Below are 22,031 nucleotides of genomic sequence, written 5' to 3' on the forward strand. Positions count from 1 at the left end.
CGGCAAGGTGCCGACGTCATGGGGTTGGTCGTTCTATCCGCCTCATTTCTGGATGATCAGACGATGTCTCTATTGGGATTAGATGCCACGCGCCCCTGTTGGCGACTGCTATGTGCCTTGCTGGTGTTCGCATGCCCGGCCTCGGTGGGATTGTGGGAACTGCACAACAACTACCTGCACACCCTGGACAAGCAATCCGAGCTGGCGGCCACCAAGGCTGTGCGCCTGATAGAGGCCATGCTGCATCATGCCGAGGGGGTCAACAGAAACATCTTCCCGCTGATCAGCCACCCCTGCAACACGTCGCTGCTGACCCTGCGCAAGGAGGTGACCTTGACCCCTTTCGTTCGCAGTGCCAGCCTCATCAACCACTATGGGGTCTACTGCAATTCGCTGTTCGGGGATGTGCACTGGGAGGATGACGTCGGTCGCTATAGCGGGGGCTTCCTGCGGCTGCTGTCGGGCAACCCGGTCAGGGCCAATCACCCCATGCTGGTGGTGCGCACCGAGTCGCAGGATGGGGCCGTGCTCAGCACCATCGACAGCGAATACCTGAAGCTGATGCTGGCCCTGAGTGCCCCTGTCTCGGGGAAAGCGCAGCTGCATGTGGGCAATGCCTGGCTGGACGAACAGGGCCATCTGGTGGAGGGCTATCACAGATTGCCGACCCTGGCGGTGCACAAGGCCAAGTCCGAACACTACCCGCTCTCCGTCTATGCCGGTTTCGAACTGCCCTCCACCTGGGAGGCGCTGTGGCGTGTCAGGCATCTGACCATCTTGATGTTGCTGGGCTTCTCCCTGACCATCTCACTGCTGGTGTGGTGGCTGCTGGGGCGACCGGGCACCATGGAAGGGGAGCTGAAGCGGGCGCTGCGGGCCAGGGAGTTTGTGCCCTACCTGCAACCGCTGATAGCCAGCCGAAGTGGCAAGCTGATGGGGGCCGAGGTGCTGATGCGCTGGCAGCACCCCACCTCCGGCCTGATCCGACCGGACTTGTTCATTCCCCAGGCGGAAGCGTGCGGCGTCATAGTGCCCATGACCCAGCTGTTGATGCGGGATGTGGCCCAGCAGCTGGGTCAGCGGCAGGAGAGACTGCCGGACGGCTTTCATGTCGGCATCAACATCAGTGCCGTCCACTGCCGGGACTTCTCCTTGCTGACGGACTGCCGCGCCTTCCTTGGGCACTTCGTACCGGGTCAGGTGGTGTTGGTACTGGAGCTCACCGAGCGTGAGCTGTTGGTGGCGGACGCGCACACCCTCGCGCTGTTCAAGCAGCTGGATGAAATGGGGGTCAAGCTGGCCATCGATGATTTCGGTACCGGCCACTCCAGCCTGGCTTACCTGCAGCAGTTTCATGTGGACTATCTCAAGATCGACAGATCCTTTATCGGCCGGATCGGCACCGAGTCGCTGTCCGAACACATCGTTGACAACGTCATCGATCTGGCGACCCGGCTCGGCCTGGCGTTGGTGGCGGAAGGGGTCGAGACCGAGATGCAGGCCGACTATCTTCGCGGCAAGGGGGTGGATTACCTGCAGGGCTATCTGTTCGGTCATCCTGCGTCGCTGCGGTCTTTCTGTGATGCGTTATCAAAAGCAGAGGTGGGGGATAAGCAGACGCTTGTCAGGGTGGCCTGAGTCCCGGCTCTGCTGCGGATTGCGCCCAGTCATCGCCCCGAGTGTCAGGTTCTCGCACGCCGGACCTCAGTACCCTCGAGGGGAGAGTGTTTTTTGTACGGTTAGGTCAGGGTTCAGTTACAGCTGTTAGAATATCGGCCTCTTTAGTGGCTGGATCCGTTATGCCTTATAGTCCCACGTTCGATACGACTCGCCCCCGCTTGCGCCTGCTGATCACCTTGCTGATGTTCTCGCTGCCCATGCTGCTTGGCAGTTTGGCGCTGCATAGCCGTTATCAGACCGAACTGCTGCAGCAGTCCAATGCCGCGGCAGCCCGGACCATGATGCTGATGGAGACCATGCTGGGCCATGCACAGGAGGCCAATCGCAAGGTCTTGCCACTGTTGGGCAAGCCCTGTGAGGTGGCCCTGGATACCTTGCGGGAGCAGGTTGCTCTGGTGCCCTTCGTCCGCTCGGTCAATCTGGCGCGGCAAGGCAAGATCTATTGCACCTCTTTCTTCGGTGCGATCAAGATGCCTTATAGAGTCGAACAGTATAGCCAAGGCAGTCTGTTGCTCGGCAATACCAGCCCGGCACGCAAGGATCACCCTTTCCTGGCGATGCGGGCGAAACAGGGCGATGCTGCCGTCGTCACCCTGGTCGATGGCGATTACTTGAACTTCATCCTGCATCTCAGTGATCCCTCCCTCGAGGTCATGTTGAATGTGGGCGGGCGCTGGCTTGACGAGCAGGGCCATTTCTTTGACAAGACGCCGTTCTGGACAGGTCTGGCCCAGGTTAGCCTGAGCTCCGAGACCTACCCCCTCACTATTCGCGCAGGGCATCGGCTCGCCTCCAGCTGGCTGAGCCTGTTGCAGTATCACAGTTTCGGGTTGATATTGCTGTTCAGCTTCTGTGTCGGTTTCGCCTTCATCATGTGGTGGTTGCTGGGCCGGCCGCGGTCGCCGACCAACGAGCTTGCCCGCGCCTTGCAGGCCAGAGAGTTTGTCCCCTTCCTGCAGCCTTTGGTGGCCAGTGATAGCGAGCGGGTCATGGGGGCCGAAGTCTTGATGCGCTGGCAACACCCCACCGCAGGGCTGATCCGCCCGGATCTCTTTATTCCCCAGGCGGAGGCCAGTGGCCTGATCGTGCCCATGACCCATCTCATCATGACGGAGGTGGGAGCGGTGATGGCGACCAGGCAGGCGCAGTTGCCCGATGGTTTCCACATCAGCTTCAACATCAGTGCCGCCCATTGCCGTGACAATGTGCTGCTGGATCAGTGTCGTGAGTTCCTCTCGCGCTTCAAGCCGGGCAAGGTCGTCTTGGTACTCGAGCTGACCGAACGGGAGCTGCTGGTGGCGGATCCCCACACCCTTGAGCTGTTCAAGCAGCTCGATGCGCTGGGAGTGCAGCTGGCGATGGATGATTTTGGCACCGGCCACTCCAGCCTGGTCTACCTGCAGCAATTCCATATAGATTTCCTCAAGATCGATCAATCCTTCATCGGCCGGATCGGCACCGAGTCGCTCTCCGAACACATAGTCGACAATGTGATCGACTTGGGCAGCCGACTCGGTCTGGCCCTGGTGGCAGAAGGGGTCGAGACTCGGCAGCAGGCCGACTACCTCAAGGGCAAGGTAGCCTGCTTGCAGGGTTATCTGTTTGGCCGCCCCGTGCCTGTCCGGCAGTTTTGCGATGAGCAGTTGGCGGATATGCCCGAGGGGGAGAGTGATGCCCGGCTGAGGCTCCTTGAATCGACCTGACGCGGGTCTGCCATCTGAACCGAGCTGCCTCTTGCACATTGTTACTGGATTCAAGAGAGCATGATGTGACGCTGTATCCGGCGGTTTGCTGGTCGATGTGGCCCTGTAGCTGGCCCTGGCTGCGTCATGGCGATCACTGCTCTGGGTGGCGCCATTGTTATCCACCCTCGACTGTAGGGGCTTGTTTTTCATGCCTTGGCGCTCGCTTTTCGGTAGAATCCAGGCTCATTTTGAAGTCAGATGAGGCGCGGTATGACGGTCAGGTTCCAGGCATTTCATAGCATCAAGGCGATCGCGGATCGGGAGGTGCTGTTCAACTGGTCCAGAACCAACCCCCTCGGCGCCCTGGATCAGGTCTGGCGTCCCGGCAGTCATGAGGAGCTGCAGCGTCTGCTGCGCGAACAGCCTGGCCGCAAGATCCGGTTGCTCGGCTCCGGCCTCTCCTTCGAACCCATTCACAGCGTCTATGCCGAAGGCAGCCAGGCGCTGCTGGTGGATCTCTGCAAGCTGACTGGCCAGCTCGGGGTGACGGCAGACAGCGTGACTTACCACGCGGCGACGCCGCTCGATACCATCTATGGCGAGCTCATCGCCATGGATCGCATGCTGCCAGCCTCCCCCGGGGTGATCGGCATTCAGACTCTGGGCGGTGCACTCAGCACAGGCACCCATGGTCAGGGGCTGCACCAATCCACCCTGGGGGATGCCGTACTGGCGCTGCGCATCATGCTGGCCGATGGGGAGATCCGCGACATTGACCGCGCGCATCCCCAGTTCGGTGCCTTCGTGATGGGACTGGGACTGCTCGGTATCTTGCTGGCAGTCACCCTCAGGACGGTGCCAAACCGCATCATGCGCTGCACCAAGTTCACCACCGATTATCCTTTCCTGCTGGCCCATAACGAGCGGCTCAATCGCGAACATGGCTTCGTGAAGAGCTGGTGGTTCGCCTGGACGGGGGAGAGCCACATCTGGCTGGTGGACCCCGCCAGCGATGAGGAAGTAGCCCGCTACCGGGCAGGGGGCAGCGAGCCGCTGCTGCTGGAGGGTGACATAGACGCCCGCATGAACGCCACCATAGACGCCACCTTGCAGAAGATGGCCAAGGACACCAAGGATGAGGCCCTGGCGGGGGAACATTTCGAGACGGTGCGCCGCTTCAAGGATGCCTCTGACTTAGTGGGCAACGTCTATCAGATCCTCTGCAAGGGGATACCGGCGCCGCAGATCAACTGTGAGGTAGCGGTGCCCTTGCACCGCATGAACGAGGCGCTAGAGATCTTGCAGGCGTGGCAGGAGGCGAACCCCGGCGTGCTGCACTACCCCTTCATCCTGCGCTGCACCGGACCTTCCGAGGCCTGGCTCAGCGGCGCCTATCAGCAGGACGTCTGCTGGATAGGCTTCCTGGTCTACCTGGCGGCGGATGGTACCTTCGTCAATGGCTCCATGGAGCAGATGCGCGAGCTGCAACAGCTGCTGGTGCCGCTCGGTGGCATTCCGCATTTTGGCAAGCACCTGGCGATGGATCTCTACGACTTCCCGACCCTGTTGCCACGCTGGCACGACTTCATGGCGCTCAAGGCCGAGCTGGATCCCCAGAGCCGCTTCGAAAACCGTTGGCTGGGCCAGCTGTTTGCCCCGGCCGCCCCGATGGCAGGAGAGAGCCATGACTGACAACCAGGATACCCGCATTCCCGTGACCCTGCTGACCGGCTTTCTCGGCAGCGGCAAGACCACCTTGCTCAACCACTGGGTCAAGCAGCCTGAACTTGGCGAGTGCGCCGTGCTCATCAACGAGTTCGGTTCCATCGGGCTGGATCATCATCTGGTGCAGCAGATAGACGAGCAGGTGGTACTGCTCGATTCGGGCTGCATCTGCTGCTCGGTGCAGGGCTCGTTGGTGGAGGCGCTGCAGGGGCTGTTTATGAAGGCCATCCAGAAGAAGATCAAACCCTTCAAGCGACTCATCATCGAGACCACGGGTCTGGCGGATCCCGCTCCCGTGCTGTTCACCCTGCGGGAAGAGGGCTTCATCGCCCAGCGCTACCGCTTCGATGGCACTGTGACTGTGGTGGATGCCGGCCACATCGAGCAGCAGCTGGCGAGCCAGTACGAGGCGGTCAAGCAGGTGGCGCTGGCGGACTTGTTGGTGATCAGCAAGGGCGATCTGGTGGATGTGGAGACGCTGGTGCGGGTGGAAACCCAGCTGGTGGCGCTCAACCCGGCGGCCCCCATCGAACATGTCACTCAGGGGGCGCTCTCCCCGACCGTGCTGGAGACCCTGGGCGCTTACAACGAAGGGGCGGGGCGGGATGTGCGCCGTCTGCTCGCCTGGCTGCGCACCGAGGCGCCCAGGCAGGGGCTGGCTTCCCCAATGCAGCAGATAATGCAACCCAAGATGCAGCCGTTCGCCGCCAAGGTGGGCACGGCCGCGCCGACCCATTTCGAACATGGCAACATAGAGAGCTTCTCCCTGCGGATCGGTGAGCCCCTCAAACCGGCCCGGTTATTGGCCGCCATCGAAGCGGTGCAGCTCACCCACGGGGATGCCCTGCTGCGGCTCAAGGGCATACTGCAACTGGAAGGGGAGAGTCAGCCCGTGGTGATCCACGGTGTGCACGGCCAGCTCTATCCGCTGCAGACGCTGCTCGACTGGCCGGAAGGGCGGGCCCAGTCCCGGCTGGTCTTCATCGTCAAGCGCGCAGAGCGCGCCGGGATAGAGGCGCTGTTTCTGGCGACCCTCAAGGCCCAGGAGCCAGGTCTGGCGGCCCAGCTCAGGGCCATGCTGGGTGCCCCCGACGCCTGAGTGGTGCTGTGTGGGTCGGCCAATCCGACCCATGTCATGAGCGTCATTTGGATTGATTAGCCCGATGCTGCGCTTGCGGCACCCGGGTCTGTGCCATGATGCACCGGACGCCGGCTCTGCGCCGAGGCGGGGCTTGTGCAAGTGGGTGAGATCCTGCGAGACTGGCTGGGGCTGCCCAAACAGCAAGGGCTGTTCTATCAGCCTGTCAGCACGCCGCCTTGTCGCGGTTGTTGCTCTGACAAGACCGGATCGGATGTGGGACCTGTTCCCTGGCGCTAACCCCTGACGGAGATCTCAATGACGCAGCCACACCCGGAACTCTCGGCGGCCCAGCTCAAGTGGTTGCCCTGGCTGACTGCGGTCGGCTTCTTCATGCAGACCCTGGATGGCACCATCCTCAACACCGCGCTGCCGAGCATGGCCGCGACCTTGGGCGAGAGCCCGTTGCAGATGCAGTCGGTGGTCATCGCCTACATGTTGACGGTGGCGCTCTTGATCCCGGCTTCCGGCTGGCTGGCGGACAGATTTGGCACCCGCCGTGTCTATCTGTGGGCCATCGCCCTGTTCAGTTTAGGGTCGCTGGCCTGCGCCATGTCCAACACTCTTGCCATGCTGGTGGCCGCCCGGGTCTTGCAAGGGGTGGGCGGTGCCCTGTTGATGCCGGTGGGGCGTCTCGCCGTGCTGCGTGCCTTCAGCAAGCGAGAGCTGCTCAAGGTGATGTCGTTCGTGACCATCCCAGGCCTGGTCGGCCCATTGATAGGGCCCGCACTGGGGGGCTGGCTGGTGGAGGTCGCGAGTTGGCACTGGGTCTTCCTCATCAATCTGCCGGTGGGGTTGCTCGGCTTTATCGCCAGCTGGCACTACATGCCGGAGATGCGGCGCGAGACCCCCAGATTCGACTGGCGTGGTTTCGTGATGTTCAGTGCCGGCATGGTGCTGGTCTCGGTGGGTCTGCAGGGGCTGGGGGAGCACAGCCTCTCCACCGGCTGGTCTCTGTTGCTGCTCATCACCGGTCTGGCGGCCATGGCGAGCTACTGGCTCTATGCCGCCAATGCCGAGCGGCCCCTGTTCAGCCTGGCGCTGTTTCAGACCAAGACCTTTGCCATCGGCGTCTGGGGCAACCTCTTTGCCCGGCTCGGCAGTGGCGCCATGCCCTTCCTCACCCCCCTGTTTCTCCAGCTGGGCCTGGGCTTTTCACCGAGCGCGGCCGGTATGACCATGATCCCGACGGTCATCGGCGCCATGTTGACCAAGACCCTGGTCAACAAGTTGATCCCGCGCATCGGTTATCGCCGTATTCTGGTGGGCAATACCCTGCTGCTGGGCGCCCTGATCGCCAGCTTCTCCCTCATCGACAATGACTTGCCCTACTGGGCACTGCTCATCTGGCTGGGGGTATTCGGCGCCGTCAACTCCTTGCAGTTCTCCGCCATGAATACTCTCACGCTGCAAGATCTGAGTGCCGAGCACGCCAGCAGCGGCAACGGCCTGCTCTCCGTGGTGATGCAGCTCTCCATGAGCCTGGGGGTCGCCATCGCCGCCAGCCTGCTGGGTCTGTTTGCGGCGGCGCACAGTGAACAGTGGTTGCATGGTTTTCACCTCACCTACCTCTGCATCGGTTTGATGTCGATGCTGGCGGCGATGATCTTCGCTCAGCTCAGGGATGAGCGGGAGGGAAAACGTTCCGACGCGGCCTGAGCGGGCTGACAGAAAGAGTCGAACGGAGCAGGCTGATACTTGCGAGTGGAGAACGACAAGGGCGGCCCGGGGCCGCCCTTGTTATTTTCAGGGATCAGACCCGGAACTGATCGACCGCCTGGTGCAACAGACTGGCTTGCTCGGCCACATTCTGGCTGGCGCGGCTGTTCTGCTCGGCCTGCTCCATGGCCTCGTTGGCGATGTCGCGGATCACCACGGCGTTGCGGTTGATCTCGCTCGCCACCGAGCTCTGCTCCTCGACTGCCGTGGCGATTTGGGTGCTCATGTCCATCATCTGATCCATCTGGCGGGTGATGTTGGCAAGCTGCTGGCTCGCCTCGGCGGCGGCTTCGACGCTGCGCTCTCCCTGGCTGCGGCACTCGCCAATCAGGCTGACCACGCTCTGGGTGCGGGCCTGCAGCCCGCTGACGATGGTGGCTATCTCGCTGGTGCTCTGCTGGGTACGCATGGCCAGATTGCGTACCTCGTCGGCGACCACGGCGAAACCGCGGCCCTGCTCCCCGGCCCGAGCGGCCTCGATGGCGGCGTTGAGGGCCAGCAAGTTGGTCTGCTCGGCGATGGCACGGATCACCGCCAGCACATTGCCCACCTGCTGACTCTCTTCGGCCAGCTCCTGCACCACCTGGCTGGAGGCCTCCAGCTTGGCAGAGAGGGAGTGAATGACCGCCATGGTGGTCTCCACGCTATCCCGGCCCTGCTGAGCGCTCAGGTTGGTAGTGCGGGCGCTGTCGGCGGCACTCTCAGTGTTGTTGGCGATCTCTTGCACCGTGCTCTCCATCTCGGTGGCGGCGGTGGCGACCAGATCGCTCTCCTGCAACTGCTGCTGGGTCCCTTCCCGGGCGGCGTTGGCGTTGCGCTGCAGCTGGGCGGTGAGCTGCTCGAGATCCGTGACCGAGGCGATCACCTGGCCGATGACCTTGTTGAAATGCTCAAGCATGGTGTCGAAGTCGCGCCCCATGGCGCCGAATTCATCTTTGGAGGTGATGCGGGCGCGCAGGGTGAGATCGCTGCTGGCCGTCACCCGACGCATGGTGTCGGCCAGCCGTTGCAGGCCCGTCATGACATCACGACCAATGAGCAGATTGAGGCCCAGGGCCACGAATATGCCGAGGCTGCAGAGCAAGCCCATGATCCAGAGGATGCGATCATGGGTGGCCTCGGCTTCCCGGGAGAGTGCCTGAGTCAGCCGCATGCCCGCCTGGCGCATCTGCTCGGCGCTGAGGTTGAGTTCGGCGCGCAGCCCCTCCTTGGCACTCAGACCCAGGCGCTGCTCCTGGCTCACCAGGGCGAGGAAGTTCTGGCGGTATTGCTCGAGCAGGGCGGCGAGGGCAGGTTCGCCAGCGAGGGCTGCGCTCAGGGGGGCCAGGTCTTGCTCAAACTTGTCTCTATAGCGCAGCTCACGGCGCAGCATGAAGTCTTTCTCATCCCGGCGCAGTTGCAGCATCAGCAGGCTCTCCTGCTGCTGATCCCGGCGCTTCAGCTCTTGCTCCAGGGCGTGGATGGCACCGCGCAGGGCACCGTAATAGCCGCTTTCCGGGGTGAAACCTATCTTCTCCTGCTGGGCACGCAGGGCCTCGAACTGGCGGGCATAATCCTGAAGCTGAGTAGCAAACTTGAGGATGTCGGCCTGCTGGGGGCCCTGATGGTCTCTGGCCATGTCGGCGAGCAGGCGGCTGGCTTCATCCCGCAGTGCGCCGAAGGCGGTGGCTGCCACGGGGTCTTTGTGTAGCAGAAACTCCTTCTCCTTCAGATTCAGGGCGAGGAGATCGGCCTCTACCTGCTTGGTCAGCAGCATCTCGGCGCTGCTGCGCGACTCCTGGGCGGAGAAGTAGAACACGACCCCCATGACGATGGCCTGGATCCCGGCCACCAGGATGGCGGATAACAAGAGTTTTTGCTTGACGCTCACGGCGACCTCACGAGCAAATGGTGTGCAAGGGGTATCGGCTCGCGAAGGTATATCTTGAAGGCGGCTTTATCCTTTTATGTCGGGCTGAGCGGCGCAGGGGTCGATGGATTTTGCCACGCCATTGTCATACAGATAAATCACCTGATTGGTCAATCGAGCCAGCAGGATGGGCAGCGTCTCGCTATCCAGCTCCAGGGTCACGTCGGGCAGGCCCGGGGTCCAGGTGAATGCAGAATGGGTCAACAGGGCGGGGTCAACCAGCAGGGGGATATCGGGACGGGGCAGGAAGGGGCAGAGGGCACCGGGCAGGCAACCTGTCTCTTGCTGCATCTCGGCCGGGTCGCAGATGGAGGGGCTGGCGCCGAGGTGAGCACGCACGGTCCTGGCATCGAGGCGCCCCTCCCTGTGGGTCAGCAAGAGGGCGAAGCGGCCATCCTTGAAGCGCAGAAACAGTGTCTTGCTGAACACCCCAAGCCAGCCGAGACGCGCCTTGACCCGTTCGTCCGTGGCGTAATCGAGTATGGGTTCATGGTTGTATTGGCGATGGGGCAGCGCGTTCAGCAGTTGCAGGTTGAAGGCGTGGATCTGTTGCAGGCGGTCGAGATCGGCCCTGGCAGTCGCGAGGGTGGTGCTGTGGTCTTGGGGCATGATGGGCTCCTGTGTGGCCCCCATAGTGCCCTCTCTCCCCTCGACTGACCAATCAGCACTGCTTATCAGAGATTATCCCCTCAGCGCATGGGTTAGCTGGCGGACGAGAGGCTGGCCCACCAGCGCGCCGAGGATCAGGCCAGGGCGTGAGCGGGTATCCAGGCAAAGGGAATGGGGGTGAGTCGCTGGGAGGCTTTGTCGTAGGCTGCCCAGTGCTCGGCCAGCGGCTGGCCCGTCTCGGGATGGGGCAACGCGGGGGCCAACTCGGCCAGGGGCCAGAGCACGAAGGCGTTCGTCAGGATCTCGCCGCGGGGCAGGGCGACGGGCTCCTGGCAGACGAGATCCCCATAGAGCAGCAGGTCGAGATCCAGGGTGCGGGGGGCAAACTTCTTGGCATCGGGTTCACGACCGTGGGCAAACTCCATGGCCCTCAGCTGGCGGCAGAGCTCGGCCAGTGGCAGCGCCGTCTCGGCACCGACCACCAGGTTGTAGAAGGGGCGACCGGCAAAACCGACCGCCTCGCTCTCAAACACCCGGGAGACCTCAAGGGGGCCACACAGTTCGTGCAGGGCATCGAGTCCGGCACGGATGTGGTGATCCCTCTCTATGTTCGACCCCAGACTGATGTAGATACGTGTCATCGGATCTGCTCCCGTTGCATCTGGATGCGGATGCTAACGCGGGTCATCACTGTTCGCTCGCGGTCGGGGTGCGATGGCGCAGAATCTCGACCCCCACTCCGGCGGCGTTGGGCACGGCCCCCGGCTTGGTCAGCGTCACCTTGACCCACTGCACCCGAAAGTCAGTCAGTATGAGGTGGGCGACCTGCTCGGCCATGGTTTCCACCAGTTCCACCACCTTGCTGCTGGCGTACTCCGACACTTTCTGGGAGAGGGTGGCGTAATCGAGCGCCAGCGTGATGTCGTCGCCTGCGGCGGCGGGGCGGTTGTCAAAGCCCATCTCGAGGTCAAAACGGAGCTTCTGGCGAATGCCTTTTTCCCACTCGTATACCCCTATGGTACTCAAAACCTCGAGTCCACGAATAAACACCTTGTCCATGACAGTACTTCTTCTTTACTCTTGATGGGCTGTGAAACAGCGCAGGGATGCTGGCCTGAGATCACGTGCCATTGACGAACGGCCCGGGTTACCCGGACCGGAGAATGTGGCCCGCATCATACCCCATTCATATCGTGGTAAAAACGACCAAGATGACGGCCCTGACGATTTTGATGATTATTCTGGCCTATCTGGGCGGATCCCTGTCCAGTGCCGTGCTGGTGTCTCGCACCAGCGGCCTGCCGGATCCGCGAGACCATGGGTCCCACAATCCGGGGGCGACCAATGTGCTGCGCCTCGGGGGACGGGGAGCCGCCCTGCTGGTGCTGCTGCTCGACATGCTCAAGGGCATGGCTCCCGTCTATCTCTCCTGGTTTCTTGGTATCAAGCCCATCTATCTGGGCTTTATCGGCGTGGCATCCTGCCTGGGTCACATGTACCCGCTCTTCTTCCACTTTCGCGGTGGCAAGGGGGTCGCCACCGCCCTTGGCACCATGCTGCCCATCGGGCTCGACATGGGGGCCATGGTGGTCGTGAGCTGGCTGCTGGTGGCCCTGCTCAGTGGTTACTCCTCACTGGCGTCCATCGTGACCGTGCTGCTGGCGCCCCTGTTTGCCTACCTGCTCAAACCCGAATATACGCTGCCGGTGTCACTGCTCTCCTGCCTTATCCTGATCCGCCACCACGAAAATATTGCCCGCCTGCTCAAGGGGGAAGAGCCCAGACTGTGGGGCAAAAGGGGACAGGATCGGGGTTGAGCCGGATGAGAAATGCACAAAAGTCTGCTTGTTGTGCAAAAAAGAGACGAACGAGACAAAAAGTAAAATTTCCCGTTGACCCCCAAGGGCAAAATCCGTTTAATAGCGGCCACGCCCAGATAGCTCAGTCGGTAGAGCAGGGGATTGAAAATCCCCGTGTCGGCGGTTCGATTCCGTCTCTGGGCACCATATTTGGTGCCATGAAGTAAAAATTTGGTTCATGCACAGCAGTTTGAGTGTGCCGGCTTAGCTCAGTAGGCAGAGCAACTGACTTGTAATCAGTAGGTCACCAGTTCGATTCCGGTAGCCGGCACCATTTATAGATTGCCCAGATAGCTCAGTCGGTAGAGCAGGGGATTGAAAATCCCCGTGTCGGCGGTTCGATTCCGTCTCTGGGCACCAAGTTAAAGTGATGAGATAGCAATATCTGGTCTCAAAAGTACAATTCCTCCTTAGTTCAGTCGGTAGAACGGCGGACTGTTAATCCGTATGTCGCTGGTTCAAGTCCAGCAGGAGGAGCCAACACAAAAGCCCAGCAGCAATGCTGGGCTTTTTCTTTATGCAATTTTCCCCATTCCTCTGGCCATTCAAGCGGATGGCTGCGCTCATCGAGATGGCCAGCAGACAATATGGTTGCAAGTGGGCCACGCTGTTTCGCCCTACGGCAGAGGCTGTCGTCTGGTTGTGTTGGCGGGGCCACAAATCTGCGTGTGCGCAGGAAAAAAGGGGCTATATTGGGCTGCGCCGCCCTGCGGGGCGGCTCTCCCAGCCTTTATAGAGAGCGCATCATGAACCGTGAATTTACCGCCCAGTTTATCAAAATGCTCACCAACCTCGACCAGTTGCTGGTCAAGGCGGCGGCCCATGCCGAGATGAAGAAGTACGACGTGAATAACTTCTTCGGTGATCGGCTCATCGTCGATATGTTGCCACTGAGCAAGCAGGTACTGATTTGCTGCGAATCGGCCAAGGCCTGCGTGGCGACTGCCAGCCACAACGACAATCCGAGTTTCACGGACGAACCGGCCACCATGGCGGATCTTCGTGGTCGTATCCAGGGGACCATCGACTTCCTCAAGGGCCACCTGGATGCTGACTACAGTGCGTTCGAGAGCGGCAAGTACTTTCCTTACTGGGCCAATGGCAAGTGGATGGATGGCAAGACCTGTTTCTACGAGTACGCGCTGCCGAACTTCTATTTCCACCTGACCATGACCTATGCCCTGCTGCGCCGGGCCGGGGTCGAGCTGGGTAAAGGGGATTATCTGGGCGCGCTGGCATTCCATCAGCCGGAATAAGACAAACGGGATGCAAGACAGACGGGCCTGCCAATGTGGCAGGCCCGTTTTTATTGGTCGGTCTCTAGATTGGGAAGCTGCGCGACTCAGCCCCTGAGAGGCAGATAGACATGTTGATAGGCCAGAGATGCGGCGGAGTAGAGCAGCAGGGCGGCCATGATGAGGTTGAAGTACCTGAACCAGCGTGGGTCTCGAATGTGGCGGCCAACGCGATCCCCCAGCAGTGAATAGCTGCCCGGTGCGCCCGCCGCCAGCAAGCCAAGCAACAGGGACCAGGGCAGCAGGCTCCAGCCGTGGATCTGCGCCGCCGGGAACTGGATGCTGGTGATGGGCAGGGTCGCTATCATGGCCTTGGGATTGAGCAGATGGATCATAAATCCATTGCCCATGCCGAGCGGGCGGGCCGAGGATGCTTGCCCGTTGACCTCGCCCTTGTCGAGGGCAATCTTGATGGCGAGATAGGTGATGTAGAGGCAGCCCACCAGACTGACATAAATCAGGGTATCCGCTCCGACCAACCGGGCCCCCAGCCATCCAAACAGAAGCAGTAGCAGGCACATGGCCATGCCGACCCCGATGAAGAAACCGAGAGAGGCACGGGCCCGGCCGCCCAGGCCGGCATTGAGGCCAATCAGGTTGACGGGGCCAGGGGTATACATGATGCCAATGGCATAGGCGAGGATCTCAATCATGAAACTGTCCTTGGGCTCAGCGGTTCAGGTTGGCGCTGTATTGGGTCGGGGTCATGCCGTAGATGCGCTTGAAGCGGCGGTTGAGGTGGCTCAGATCGGTGAAACCGTAGCGATACACCAGATCCTGCACCGACTCCCCTCTCTCCAGGGCGCGGCGCGCCGCATTGATGCGGCAGTTGATCACATATTGATGGGGTGTGATGCCGAGCTGCTGGCGAAACAGACGCAGGAAATGGTACTTGGAGATATTGGCCGCCGCGCTGATGTCGGCCAGGGAGATATCCTGCTGGAAGTGGCCATGGATGAAGTCCCTCCCCTGTAACAGGAGCCTGTCGATGCGGCTCACCCTGGTATCCGGTTCGAAGCGGCCCGCCTGCTGCATCACCCGGGCGGCGAGTCGATAGAGGGCAAACTCCTGCTCTATGCTGGCGGCCTGGCTGTTCACCGCCTGAGCCAGCTCGAGTATGCAGTCGCTCAGCCCGCTGTCGCGTACCAGGGGTTGCTGTAGCCGGTATTGCCCGGTGTGCTCCCCCGCCGCGTTGGCAAACAGCGGCGTGAGTTCGTGGGGAGGAATATAGAGCATGGTGTAGTCGAGGCTGGCGTTGTCTCCCGCATGGCCATCATGGACATCCCCTGGATTGAACTGGATGACGCTGCCCGCCGGACTGGAGTGGAAGCTGCCATGGCAGAAGAAGTTCTGCCGTCCGGCCAGGGTGACGCCGAAGGAGTACTCCTCGTGGGCATGACGGTCGTAGCGAAACGCTGTCATGTTGACCCGCAGCGCAGTCAGGCTCGCCAAGTGCTGGCTCTGTGCGAATATGAACTGATTATCCTGCGCCATCTCTCCCTCTCTTGACCGCGATGCCATGCCCTAATCTACCGGCAAGAGGGGGCTAGCCGCTTGGACAATCTTGCTGTTTGTGGTCGATGTGGCCCTGCTAGGGGAAGCAAATCACTGAGATGTAGTTTGTCGGGTCATGCTCAAGTTAGGTGTCAATGAGTTTAGGTAAACACTCGGGTTGAAATTTTCATATAATGACGGGGACAGCTTAATAGGAGGTGGGACAGGGTGTTGAAGTTTAACTATGGTGAGATTAATGAGTTATATAAGAGCCTTAACATTAATACCAACTCGGGGGATGTTGAGCGTCTTGCCACTCGGGAACTATATCATGCCGGAGTCAAACCGGTTATAGAACCGGGGTTCATATATTTCAAAGAGGATGGTGTGGTTTCACTGGCAATAAATAATGACCCTCGTATCATTGGTGATTTGATAGATTCCATGCCCATAGGTCTCTTGGAACATTACTGTCCTATCGTGACCTTTCATTATTATTGTATGACACCGACGACCTTACTGAAGCTGAGACAAGAAGATTTCGATAGTATTTTCTTCAATACAGTGCCAGAGAAAATGAAAGAGCTGACCACAGTATTGTCATTTATGTTGATATTTTTGCTGGATATCCATGTCGAGCGTCGCAGTGATTCTAGCTATCACACCATAAAGTCCATGCTATATAGATACCTGTATCGCCAAAGTGTTGGCGGCCATGAAAATGAAGGTATTGCCAACTTCATTTTACGCAGAACTAATTTTTCCCGTAGTTATGTTTTTCGTGTACTAGCTGACTTGAAGGATGGCGATTATATCACGGTGAAACGAGGTAGGTTAATATCAATTAATCGTAAACTGCCAAATGATTATTGATGTGCATGGTTGGTTTGATATTAATAAAGGATTTATTAAATCCCTTAAAGGGGGATAATACAAGGCTCGATACGTCGGTATCGAGCCTTGTTAGTTTAAATGTTAATCTTCTTTGTTTATTTTTGGTGGTGTCCAGGTACCATCCAGGATGGACTGTTCCCCCCAATAGGCTCTGATGTAGAGGGAGAAGTTACCCTCTGGGGCTGGTAGCCAGTTATTCAATTTTTCTTTTCCAGGGGTTTGGTGCCCCACATATATCGTCAGTGAGCCATCGTCATTGAGTTTCAGATCCTTGTTCTTGGTGCCCAGCGAGTAGCGATTGAGCTCATTGGGGCTGAACAGGTGACGGTCGTTGTACAATGTCAGTGACCAGAAGCCTTTTACTGGCGGTAGCTTTCCTTTGGCAAAGGTGATGGTGTAATTATGTTTGCCATCGAGTTGCACATCGGCGACATCATTATCGGTATAGAAGTATTGGGTCTCATCCGGCTTGTTATCAAACATATTTGATTTGGATGTACCCGTGCGGTTGTAATAATCCACTCCAAACTGGGCATTGTTTTTTGAACGGTTCCAGTTATTCCCGGCTGGAACACCGTTATGCTTCCATTTGAAGAAATCGGCAATAATAGTTTGGTTGGTTTGCTCGGCAGATTCATTCATCCACTGGCGAACCTGGGGGTTATTTTTTCCCGTTGCAATCAGGTGACGGAACTGTGCATACATGGCTTCTTCGCCAGGCAGAGGGGAAACTTTATTCAGCACGTTGTCGAGTTGATCAAAGAATTTTTCCGGCACAACCCACTTAACCTCACCAGCGTTGGGATCTGGCTTCTCGCCAATACTGGGGATCTTCGAGTAATCGAATGATTTCATTTTTCCATCAAACTGGCTGAGCGGATAGGACATGATTTGGCGGATGGGCGCCTGAATGGCAAGGCGATCTTCGGGGGTATCATCCATCTGAACGCGTGGGATCATATTGGCCATTTCTGTCGAAGAGTGGATCACGCCCTCGATGCCTTTTGGGGTCTCACCTTTCCAGTTGGGCCCAACCAGCAGATAAAAACCAGGCTTGGTGCCGTAGGGTTTGCCGACATTACCCACTTGATCGGTACGGGCATCGTAAATGGCATACACCCAGAAACGGCTGCCAAAATCAGGTACTTGAATGACAACAGGCTCTTCATCCAGGGCATAGAAGCCCAGGCCATAGGCCACATCCTGGTTAGGGCAGGTGACGAAGGTCTCTGCGGGCTGGATGTAGTCGGTGAGCATGCTGAGCTGGCTCATCGGCGCCACTGGCACTATGCCACCATTCAGGGCTGGGTAGGGGGCCTGAGTGATGGTCGCACGGCGGTTGAACTGGTTCACCATGGGGTAGCCCCAGATGTAAGCCTGCTGCGCAATGGCCTTCACATAATGCTCGGACATGATCACCCCAGCAGCGGGTTGAGCGAGTTGCTCAATACTGGTGGCGTGCGGGATGGTGAGTGGTACAGATTGGGCCAAGGCGCCGGTACTGATGGCCATGGCCGTGAGCAAGGCAAGATGCTTGAGTTTCATATTATTCTCTCTCGGTAAGAAGATGTATCCCTCAAGTCGGAGGCGGCTGAATGAAGGGGCATTGATATCGTTTATTTGCTGACTTGTACCAGATCGTCCGGGATCCAGGTCTGGTCATAGAAGCCATCACCAGTGCCATAGAGCCGCAGGGCAACGAGGAAATTACGGCCCGCAATAGTTTTAATAAAGGCGTTGTCTGCAACCCCGTCCGGCTTGGATGGTCCGAACCAGAGGTCGATAGAGCCATCTTTGTTCTTCGGAATATCATAATAGCCATTGGTGGAGGGTAATAACTGATCTGTCTCCGGCATGGTGCCGTCGGTGATGTTGTACGCTGTTACCGCCCAGAATAAGTCAGCGGGTGGGTTAGCCGGCAGGTGCAACTTATAGCTGTTGCCACCCTCAAGGAACTTGCCATCTTTGTCATGGCTCGTATAGGGATATTTTGATCCGGCGCCAGTGGTGTGCATTACCATGGCGGACGCGCTCGAATAAGCTATCTGGAAGAAGGCCGCGCGTTGGTTCTTGTCCAGGGTGCCAAATTGCATCCACTCGGCGGTGGCGCCTGCCCAGGAGTTTTCCCACTGGCGATCTTTGTAATAGAGCTGGCGCTGGTCATCACGACCCATCTGGCGGCGAGCCAGGATCATGCGGGGGGCCGTTTCCACCGCTTTTTTCAGCAGGGCTTGCTGAGCTTCCGTCGGATTGAAGGGTTTGCCCTTGACGATGCCAATGCTCAGCAAGGCACTGCGGGTCTCTGCCGGGATGGCGGTCAGGGGTTCGTATTCAACGAACTCTTTCAGTTTCATCCAGTAGTCATTGTCGACGGGATACATCATGGTCACGCGTTTGCCGCTGGCATCGGGAAACTTCATGGGCTTCACATCTTTTTCCACATCCCACAGCGGGTAAATACGTGTTGTTTCAGCATTTTTCACTGCTGGAGCGGGATCTGGCTTGCCGTCGCCCTTGGCCATTATGGTACGGAAAAACAAGAAAACGTTGTTGGTCGAGGATTTGAAGGCGTAGTAACCCTGGGGGATGGGGCCCTCATAATCTGGCGGCAACAGCAGGTAAAGGCCGCCACGAGCACGGTCAGGGCCAATGGCACCCACATCAGTGATGGTTTGCTGGAAGAAGTCGGTGAACATGCCTATGACGTTGGCGGGTGCCTTGACCACCAAAGGACCCGTTTTTTTCAAGTCGAGATAACTCATGGAGTAGATCACGTCGCCATTTGGCGTGGGGACAACGGCACGGCTGTCCATGCGTTGCTTCCAAATGGGCAGCACGTTGTAACCACTGCCAAAGGCTGCCTCCGAACCATCGCGCAGACCAATGGTGTTCATCAGCGGCAAGGTTGCGATATAAGTCTGGATTGCATCCTGATAGTACAACTCGTCGCTGAGGCTGTGCGCCTCTTGTTGGGACAACCAGTTGCCACTGTTGAGCTGTTTCATCAAGGGTGACATGGGGGCATCTGCTGCCATAGCAGCGGTGCTGGCAAGGCAAGAGATCAACACCGCACTGGCCAACAACCGGATCCTGAACCTGTTCTTTTTCATAGAAAACTCCGTGAAAATATAAGTTGCTGAAAAATATATATTTTTTAAAGTATTGCCGCAGGTATTCTCGTCACTGAATAGAGTAGTAGTAATTGCCAGCAATGGTGGCAAAGGCAGAGATATCAGATAATCATGTCACTCATGCTGCACGAAATTAATCAAGGCTCTACTTGATTGATATTCACTATGATCTTACCTGACCAGATTAAATCCGAAAGTCCAGCTCGGGACTTTTGCTGATTTAATTGTTTGCGGACCTTGAGATCGAGCAGGCGGTACCACAGTAAATTTCGCTATTCAAGGAAGCGCATGATAGCCGTGCAGTATGAGCATATAAGGCTGTCAGGTGGCTGATGAACAAGCCACAAAGGGGGGATATCGAGCTTATAAGCGAAATATGCTTGCCACTGATGTTTGTGGTATGAATTCATGACCAATGACTATTGAGACTTATCAACATTATATTGGTCAGGCTATTAGTCTGAGGTGGCGTTTAAAACGATATGAATATGTGAATTCATGAGCTTTCCGGGAAAGCGTTGGCTGCCGGGCATGATTATTTCATGCTGTTTAATCGATGATGACAAACAGGGCTCAGCAGCACTTTCTGTCATGGGCGCTAAATGCCCGCCAGCTCCTCTGCCGTCATGGGGCGCAATACCCGGCAGGGGTTGCCGACCGCGACCACATTGGCCGGGATATCTTTGGTGACCACGGATCCCGCCCCTATGATGCTGTTATCCCCTATGGTGACACCCGGGCAGATGACGGTGCTGCCCCCTATCCAGACGTTGTTGCCGATGCGCACCGGCTTGCCGAACTCGACGCCGGCCACCCGAGGGGCCACCGCCACCGGGTGGGCGGCGGTGTAGATCTGCACCCCGGGCGCCAGCAGCACGTTGTCACCGATGTGCACCTCGCACACGTCGAGGATGGTGCAGTTGACGTTGGCGTAGAAGTTCTCGCCCACGAAGATGTTGGCGCCATAGTCACAGAAGAACGGCGGGTTGATGGCGCACAGCTCGCCCCGGCTGCCGAGCAGTTCGCTCAGCAGGGCGTCCCGCTCCGGCTGCTCCTGCCAGCTGGTGTTGAAGCTGTGATAGAGGCTGCGGCAGCGCTCGCGGGCCGCCTTCAGCTCGGAGTGACCCGCATCATAGGGCTCCCCCGCCACCATCTTCTGCCATTCGTGACCGCGCACCGCGGTCTTCGTCATCACCTCGCTCATCGCCTACTCCATCAGCCAGATCAGGGATTCATAAGAACGCAGCTCGCAGGATTGCGGGCGGGCCGGGCTGTCTGGGTAGTTGCCGAGCAGCAGGCGACCCTTGTCCGCTTGCATCCCCGCAGGCAATACAAAATCGACCGCTTCGCCGTAGAAGTTGCTCACTATCAACAAGGTCTGTCCTTGCCATTGCCGGCGATAGGCCCAGATCTGAGCGTGCCCCGCCAGCAGCTCCTGATAATCCCCTTGCGTGAAGATGGGATGTGCCTTGCGAAGTCGTACCAGATCCCGGTAGTGCCAGAACACGGAGTCAGCATCGGCCAGCGCCGCCTCGGCATTGATCTCGGGGTAGTTGGCGGCGGGCTTGAGCCAGGGTGTGCCTTTGGTAAAACCGGCGTTGGGGGCGGCATTCCACTGCATGGGGGTACGGGAGTTGTCCCGCGACTTGGCGCCCAGAATGGCGAGGATCTCGGCATCCTCCATCCCTTCGGCACGCTTGATGGCGAAGATATTGTGGCTCTCCACATCCTGATAGTCATGGATGCTGCCATAGCCGGGGTTGGTCATGCCGATCTCCTCCCCCTGATAGATGTAGGGTGTGCCTTGCAGGCCGTGCAAGGTGCTGGCCAGCATCTTGGCGGCAACAACCCGGTGTTCGCCCTCATCCCCGAAGCGGGAGACGATGCGCGGCTGGTCGTGGTTGCACCAGAACAGCGCCGACCACCCCTTGCCGTGCATGCCGCTCTGCCAGTGGTTGAAGATGCGTTTGAGCTCGATGAAATCGAAGGGCGCCTTAGCCCATTTGTCGCCATTGGGGTAATCCACCTTGAGGTGGTGGAAGTTGAACACCATGGAGAGCTCGGAGCCATCCAGTGCGCCGTAGCGCTGGCAGTGCGCAAGCGACGTGGAGGACATCTCCCCCACCGTCATGGCGCCAACGGGAGCGAAGACGTCGCGGCTCACATCTTGCAGGAACTCGTGGATGCGCGGCCCGTCGGTGTAGAAGCGGCGGCCATCGCCACTGTCGTCGTTCGGGAAGGATTGATCCTTGGAGATGAGGTTGATGACGTCGAGGCGGAAACCGTCTATCCCCTTGTCAGCCCAGAAGTGGATGATCTTTTTGACCTCCGCCCGCACCGCCGGGTTTTCCCAGTTGAGATCCGCTTGCTCGCGGGCGAACAGGTGCAGATAGTACTGGTTTGTGGCGGGGTCCAGCTCCCAGGCGCTGCCGCCAAACTTGGATTGCCAGTTGTTGGGCAGGCCGCCAGCTACCGGATCGCGCCAGATGTAGTAGTCGCGGTAGGGGCTGTTCTTGTCCCCCAGCGCCGATTTGAACCAGGCGTGCTCGGTGGAGGTGTGGTTGACCACAATGTCCATCACGATGCGGATGTCGCGCGCGTGGGCCGCTGCCAGCAGCGCCTCGAAATCGCTCATGGTGCCGTAGGCGGGATCGATGGCCAGGTAGTCGGCGATGTCGTAACCGTTGTCCACCTGAGGGGACACATAGACCGGAGTCAGCCAGAGGGCATCGACACCGAGGGTCTTGAGGTAATCGAGGCGGGCCATGATCCCCTTGAGATCGCCGGTGCCACGGGCGCCGGAATCTTGAAAGCTCTTGGGGTAGATCTGGTAAATCACGGCACTCTGCCACCAGGGAGTCTGTTTCATGGTCGGGTCGCTCTTCTTGTTGAA

The 22,031-nt window shown here is 58.9% G+C and carries 17 protein-coding genes, 4 tRNA genes and 1 pseudogene; 12 read left to right on the top strand and 10 right to left on the bottom strand.

The genetic code is table 11. The features are described from left to right. Window positions 1-63 precede the first annotated feature (63 nt). The 5 genes from M2367_RS12460 to mdtD all read left to right on the top strand — a co-directional run bounded on the left by M2367_RS12460 (window position 64) and on the right by mdtD (window position 7,887). The gene (locus M2367_RS12460; RefSeq protein WP_259236856.1) at window positions 64-1,638 is read left to right on the top strand and encodes an EAL domain-containing protein; all 1,575 of its coding nucleotides are present in this window, start codon (window positions 64-66) and stop codon (window positions 1,636-1,638) included. 161 nt (window positions 1,639-1,799) lie between these two features. Continuing rightward, on the top strand, window positions 1,800-3,383 hold the full coding sequence (locus M2367_RS12465) for an EAL domain-containing protein (protein WP_259236857.1): 1,584 nt from the start codon (window positions 1,800-1,802) through the stop codon (window positions 3,381-3,383). A gap of 252 nt (window positions 3,384-3,635) precedes the next feature. Beyond that, window positions 3,636-5,057 (top strand): D-arabinono-1,4-lactone oxidase, encoded by a 1,422-nt coding sequence (locus M2367_RS12470; protein ID WP_224431944.1) that lies wholly within the window; start codon window positions 3,636-3,638, stop codon window positions 5,055-5,057. Continuing rightward, window positions 5,050-6,189 (top strand): GTP-binding protein, encoded by a 1,140-nt coding sequence (locus tag M2367_RS12475; protein ID WP_259236859.1) that lies wholly within the window; start codon window positions 5,050-5,052, stop codon window positions 6,187-6,189. Before M2367_RS12470 ends, M2367_RS12475 begins: the two co-directional genes overlap by 8 nt. Window positions 6,190-6,486: 297 nt before the next feature. Then, window positions 6,487-7,887 (top strand): multidrug transporter subunit MdtD, encoded by a 1,401-nt coding sequence (gene mdtD / locus M2367_RS12480; protein WP_224431946.1) that lies wholly within the window; start codon window positions 6,487-6,489, stop codon window positions 7,885-7,887. Window positions 7,888-7,981: 94 nt separating this feature from the next. Here the strand turns inward: mdtD and M2367_RS12485 are convergent, their stop codons facing one another. From M2367_RS12485 to folB, 4 genes are all read right to left on the bottom strand, one after another. Next, complete coding sequence (locus M2367_RS12485; protein WP_259236860.1) at window positions 7,982-9,817, bottom strand: methyl-accepting chemotaxis protein; 1,836 nt, start codon at window positions 9,815-9,817, stop codon at window positions 7,982-7,984. Between the two features lie 66 nt (window positions 9,818-9,883). Beyond that, window positions 9,884-10,465: a YbaK/EbsC family protein gene (locus tag M2367_RS12490; protein ID WP_259236861.1), complete on the bottom strand. Its 582-nt coding sequence runs from the start codon at window positions 10,463-10,465 to the stop codon at window positions 9,884-9,886. 134 nt (window positions 10,466-10,599) lie between these two features. After that, window positions 10,600-11,106, bottom strand: coding sequence for a 2-amino-4-hydroxy-6-hydroxymethyldihydropteridine diphosphokinase (gene folK, locus M2367_RS12495; protein ID WP_224431949.1), 507 nt, complete (start codon window positions 11,104-11,106; stop codon window positions 10,600-10,602). Between the two features lie 46 nt (window positions 11,107-11,152). Further along, the gene (folB, locus tag M2367_RS12500) at window positions 11,153-11,524 is read right to left on the bottom strand and encodes a dihydroneopterin aldolase (protein ID WP_042041768.1); all 372 of its coding nucleotides are present in this window, start codon (window positions 11,522-11,524) and stop codon (window positions 11,153-11,155) included. 152 nt (window positions 11,525-11,676) lie between these two features. On the opposite strand from folB, the pseudogene plsY reads away from it, so the two are divergent. From plsY to M2367_RS12530, 6 genes and pseudogenes are all read left to right on the top strand, one after another. Continuing rightward, window positions 11,677-12,348: pseudogene (gene plsY, locus M2367_RS12505) on the top strand (glycerol-3-phosphate 1-O-acyltransferase PlsY). A 47-nt stretch (window positions 12,349-12,395) separates the two neighbouring features. Continuing rightward, a tRNA-Phe gene (locus M2367_RS12510) sits at window positions 12,396-12,471 on the top strand. A 51-nt stretch (window positions 12,472-12,522) separates the two neighbouring features. Continuing rightward, a tRNA-Thr gene (locus M2367_RS12515) sits at window positions 12,523-12,598 on the top strand. A 10-nt stretch (window positions 12,599-12,608) separates the two neighbouring features. After that, a tRNA-Phe gene (locus tag M2367_RS12520) sits at window positions 12,609-12,684 on the top strand. 44 nt (window positions 12,685-12,728) lie between these two features. Further along, window positions 12,729-12,804: transfer RNA gene (locus tag M2367_RS12525), tRNA-Asn, on the top strand. A 266-nt stretch (window positions 12,805-13,070) separates the two neighbouring features. Continuing rightward, window positions 13,071-13,580, top strand: coding sequence for a DUF1993 family protein (locus tag M2367_RS12530; protein ID WP_042041757.1), 510 nt, complete (start codon window positions 13,071-13,073; stop codon window positions 13,578-13,580). Window positions 13,581-13,666: 86 nt separating this feature from the next. On the opposite strand, the gene M2367_RS12535 is transcribed toward M2367_RS12530, so the two are convergent. Both M2367_RS12535 and M2367_RS12540 read right to left on the bottom strand, forming a co-directional pair. Beyond that, on the bottom strand, window positions 13,667-14,272 hold the full coding sequence (locus tag M2367_RS12535; protein ID WP_259236862.1) for a LysE family translocator: 606 nt from the start codon (window positions 14,270-14,272) through the stop codon (window positions 13,667-13,669). A gap of 16 nt (window positions 14,273-14,288) precedes the next feature. Beyond that, the gene (locus tag M2367_RS12540; RefSeq protein ID WP_259236863.1) at window positions 14,289-15,113 is read right to left on the bottom strand and encodes an AraC family transcriptional regulator; all 825 of its coding nucleotides are present in this window, start codon (window positions 15,111-15,113) and stop codon (window positions 14,289-14,291) included. Between the two features lie 228 nt (window positions 15,114-15,341). Between M2367_RS12540 and M2367_RS12545 the strand changes: the two genes are divergently transcribed. After that, entirely contained in the window at window positions 15,342-15,986 is a 645-nt protein-coding gene (locus M2367_RS12545; RefSeq protein WP_224431952.1) for a helix-turn-helix domain-containing protein, read from the top strand. 102 nt (window positions 15,987-16,088) lie between these two features. Here the strand turns inward: M2367_RS12545 and M2367_RS12550 are convergent, their stop codons facing one another. From M2367_RS12550 to treC, 4 genes are all read right to left on the bottom strand, one after another. After that, window positions 16,089-17,552, bottom strand: a complete 1,464-nt coding sequence (locus M2367_RS12550; RefSeq protein ID WP_224431953.1) for a DUF1254 domain-containing protein — start codon at window positions 17,550-17,552, stop codon at window positions 16,089-16,091. A gap of 71 nt (window positions 17,553-17,623) precedes the next feature. After that, window positions 17,624-19,117, bottom strand: a complete 1,494-nt coding sequence (locus M2367_RS12555) for a DUF1254 domain-containing protein (protein ID WP_259236864.1) — start codon at window positions 19,115-19,117, stop codon at window positions 17,624-17,626. A gap of 619 nt (window positions 19,118-19,736) precedes the next feature. After that, window positions 19,737-20,342 (bottom strand): sugar O-acetyltransferase, encoded by a 606-nt coding sequence (locus tag M2367_RS12560; RefSeq protein WP_224431955.1) that lies wholly within the window; start codon window positions 20,340-20,342, stop codon window positions 19,737-19,739. A 3-nt stretch (window positions 20,343-20,345) separates the two neighbouring features. Beyond that, complete coding sequence (treC, locus tag M2367_RS12565) at window positions 20,346-22,007, bottom strand: alpha,alpha-phosphotrehalase (RefSeq protein WP_259236865.1); 1,662 nt, start codon at window positions 22,005-22,007, stop codon at window positions 20,346-20,348. Between the last annotated feature and the right edge of the window lie 24 nt (window positions 22,008-22,031).

Source organism: Aeromonas sp. BIGb0445 (assembly GCF_024809075.1).
In the GTDB taxonomy this organism is placed as follows: domain Bacteria; phylum Pseudomonadota; class Gammaproteobacteria; order Enterobacterales; family Aeromonadaceae; genus Aeromonas; species Aeromonas rivuli.

Bases quoted from the DNA above. Each gene is read 5' to 3' on its own strand.
- M2367_RS12460 (WP_259236856.1), top strand. From the start codon at position 64: ATGTCTCTATTGGGATTAGATGCCACGCGCCCCTGTTGGCGACTGCTA.
- M2367_RS12465 (WP_259236857.1), top strand. From the start codon at position 1,800: ATGCCTTATAGTCCCACGTTCGATACGACTCGCCCCCGCTTGCGCCTG.
- M2367_RS12470 (WP_224431944.1), top strand. From the start codon at position 3,636: ATGACGGTCAGGTTCCAGGCATTTCATAGCATCAAGGCGATCGCGGAT.
- M2367_RS12475 (WP_259236859.1), top strand. From the start codon at position 5,050: ATGACTGACAACCAGGATACCCGCATTCCCGTGACCCTGCTGACCGGC.
- mdtD (WP_224431946.1), top strand. From the start codon at position 6,487: ATGACGCAGCCACACCCGGAACTCTCGGCGGCCCAGCTCAAGTGGTTG.
- M2367_RS12490 (WP_259236861.1), bottom strand. From the start codon at position 10,465: ATGCCCCAAGACCACAGCACCACCCTCGCGACTGCCAGGGCCGATCTC.
- folK (WP_224431949.1), bottom strand. From the start codon at position 11,106: ATGACACGTATCTACATCAGTCTGGGGTCGAACATAGAGAGGGATCAC.
- folB (WP_042041768.1), bottom strand. From the start codon at position 11,524: ATGGACAAGGTGTTTATTCGTGGACTCGAGGTTTTGAGTACCATAGGG.
- M2367_RS12530 (WP_042041757.1), top strand. From the start codon at position 13,071: ATGAACCGTGAATTTACCGCCCAGTTTATCAAAATGCTCACCAACCTC.
- M2367_RS12535 (WP_259236862.1), bottom strand. From the start codon at position 14,272: ATGATTGAGATCCTCGCCTATGCCATTGGCATCATGTATACCCCTGGC.
- M2367_RS12540 (WP_259236863.1), bottom strand. From the start codon at position 15,113: ATGGCGCAGGATAATCAGTTCATATTCGCACAGAGCCAGCACTTGGCG.
- M2367_RS12550 (WP_224431953.1), bottom strand. From the start codon at position 17,552: ATGAAACTCAAGCATCTTGCCTTGCTCACGGCCATGGCCATCAGTACC.
- M2367_RS12555 (WP_259236864.1), bottom strand. From the start codon at position 19,117: ATGAAAAAGAACAGGTTCAGGATCCGGTTGTTGGCCAGTGCGGTGTTG.
- M2367_RS12560 (WP_224431955.1), bottom strand. From the start codon at position 20,342: ATGAGCGAGGTGATGACGAAGACCGCGGTGCGCGGTCACGAATGGCAG.
- treC (WP_259236865.1), bottom strand. From the start codon at position 22,007: ATGAAACAGACTCCCTGGTGGCAGAGTGCCGTGATTTACCAGATCTAC.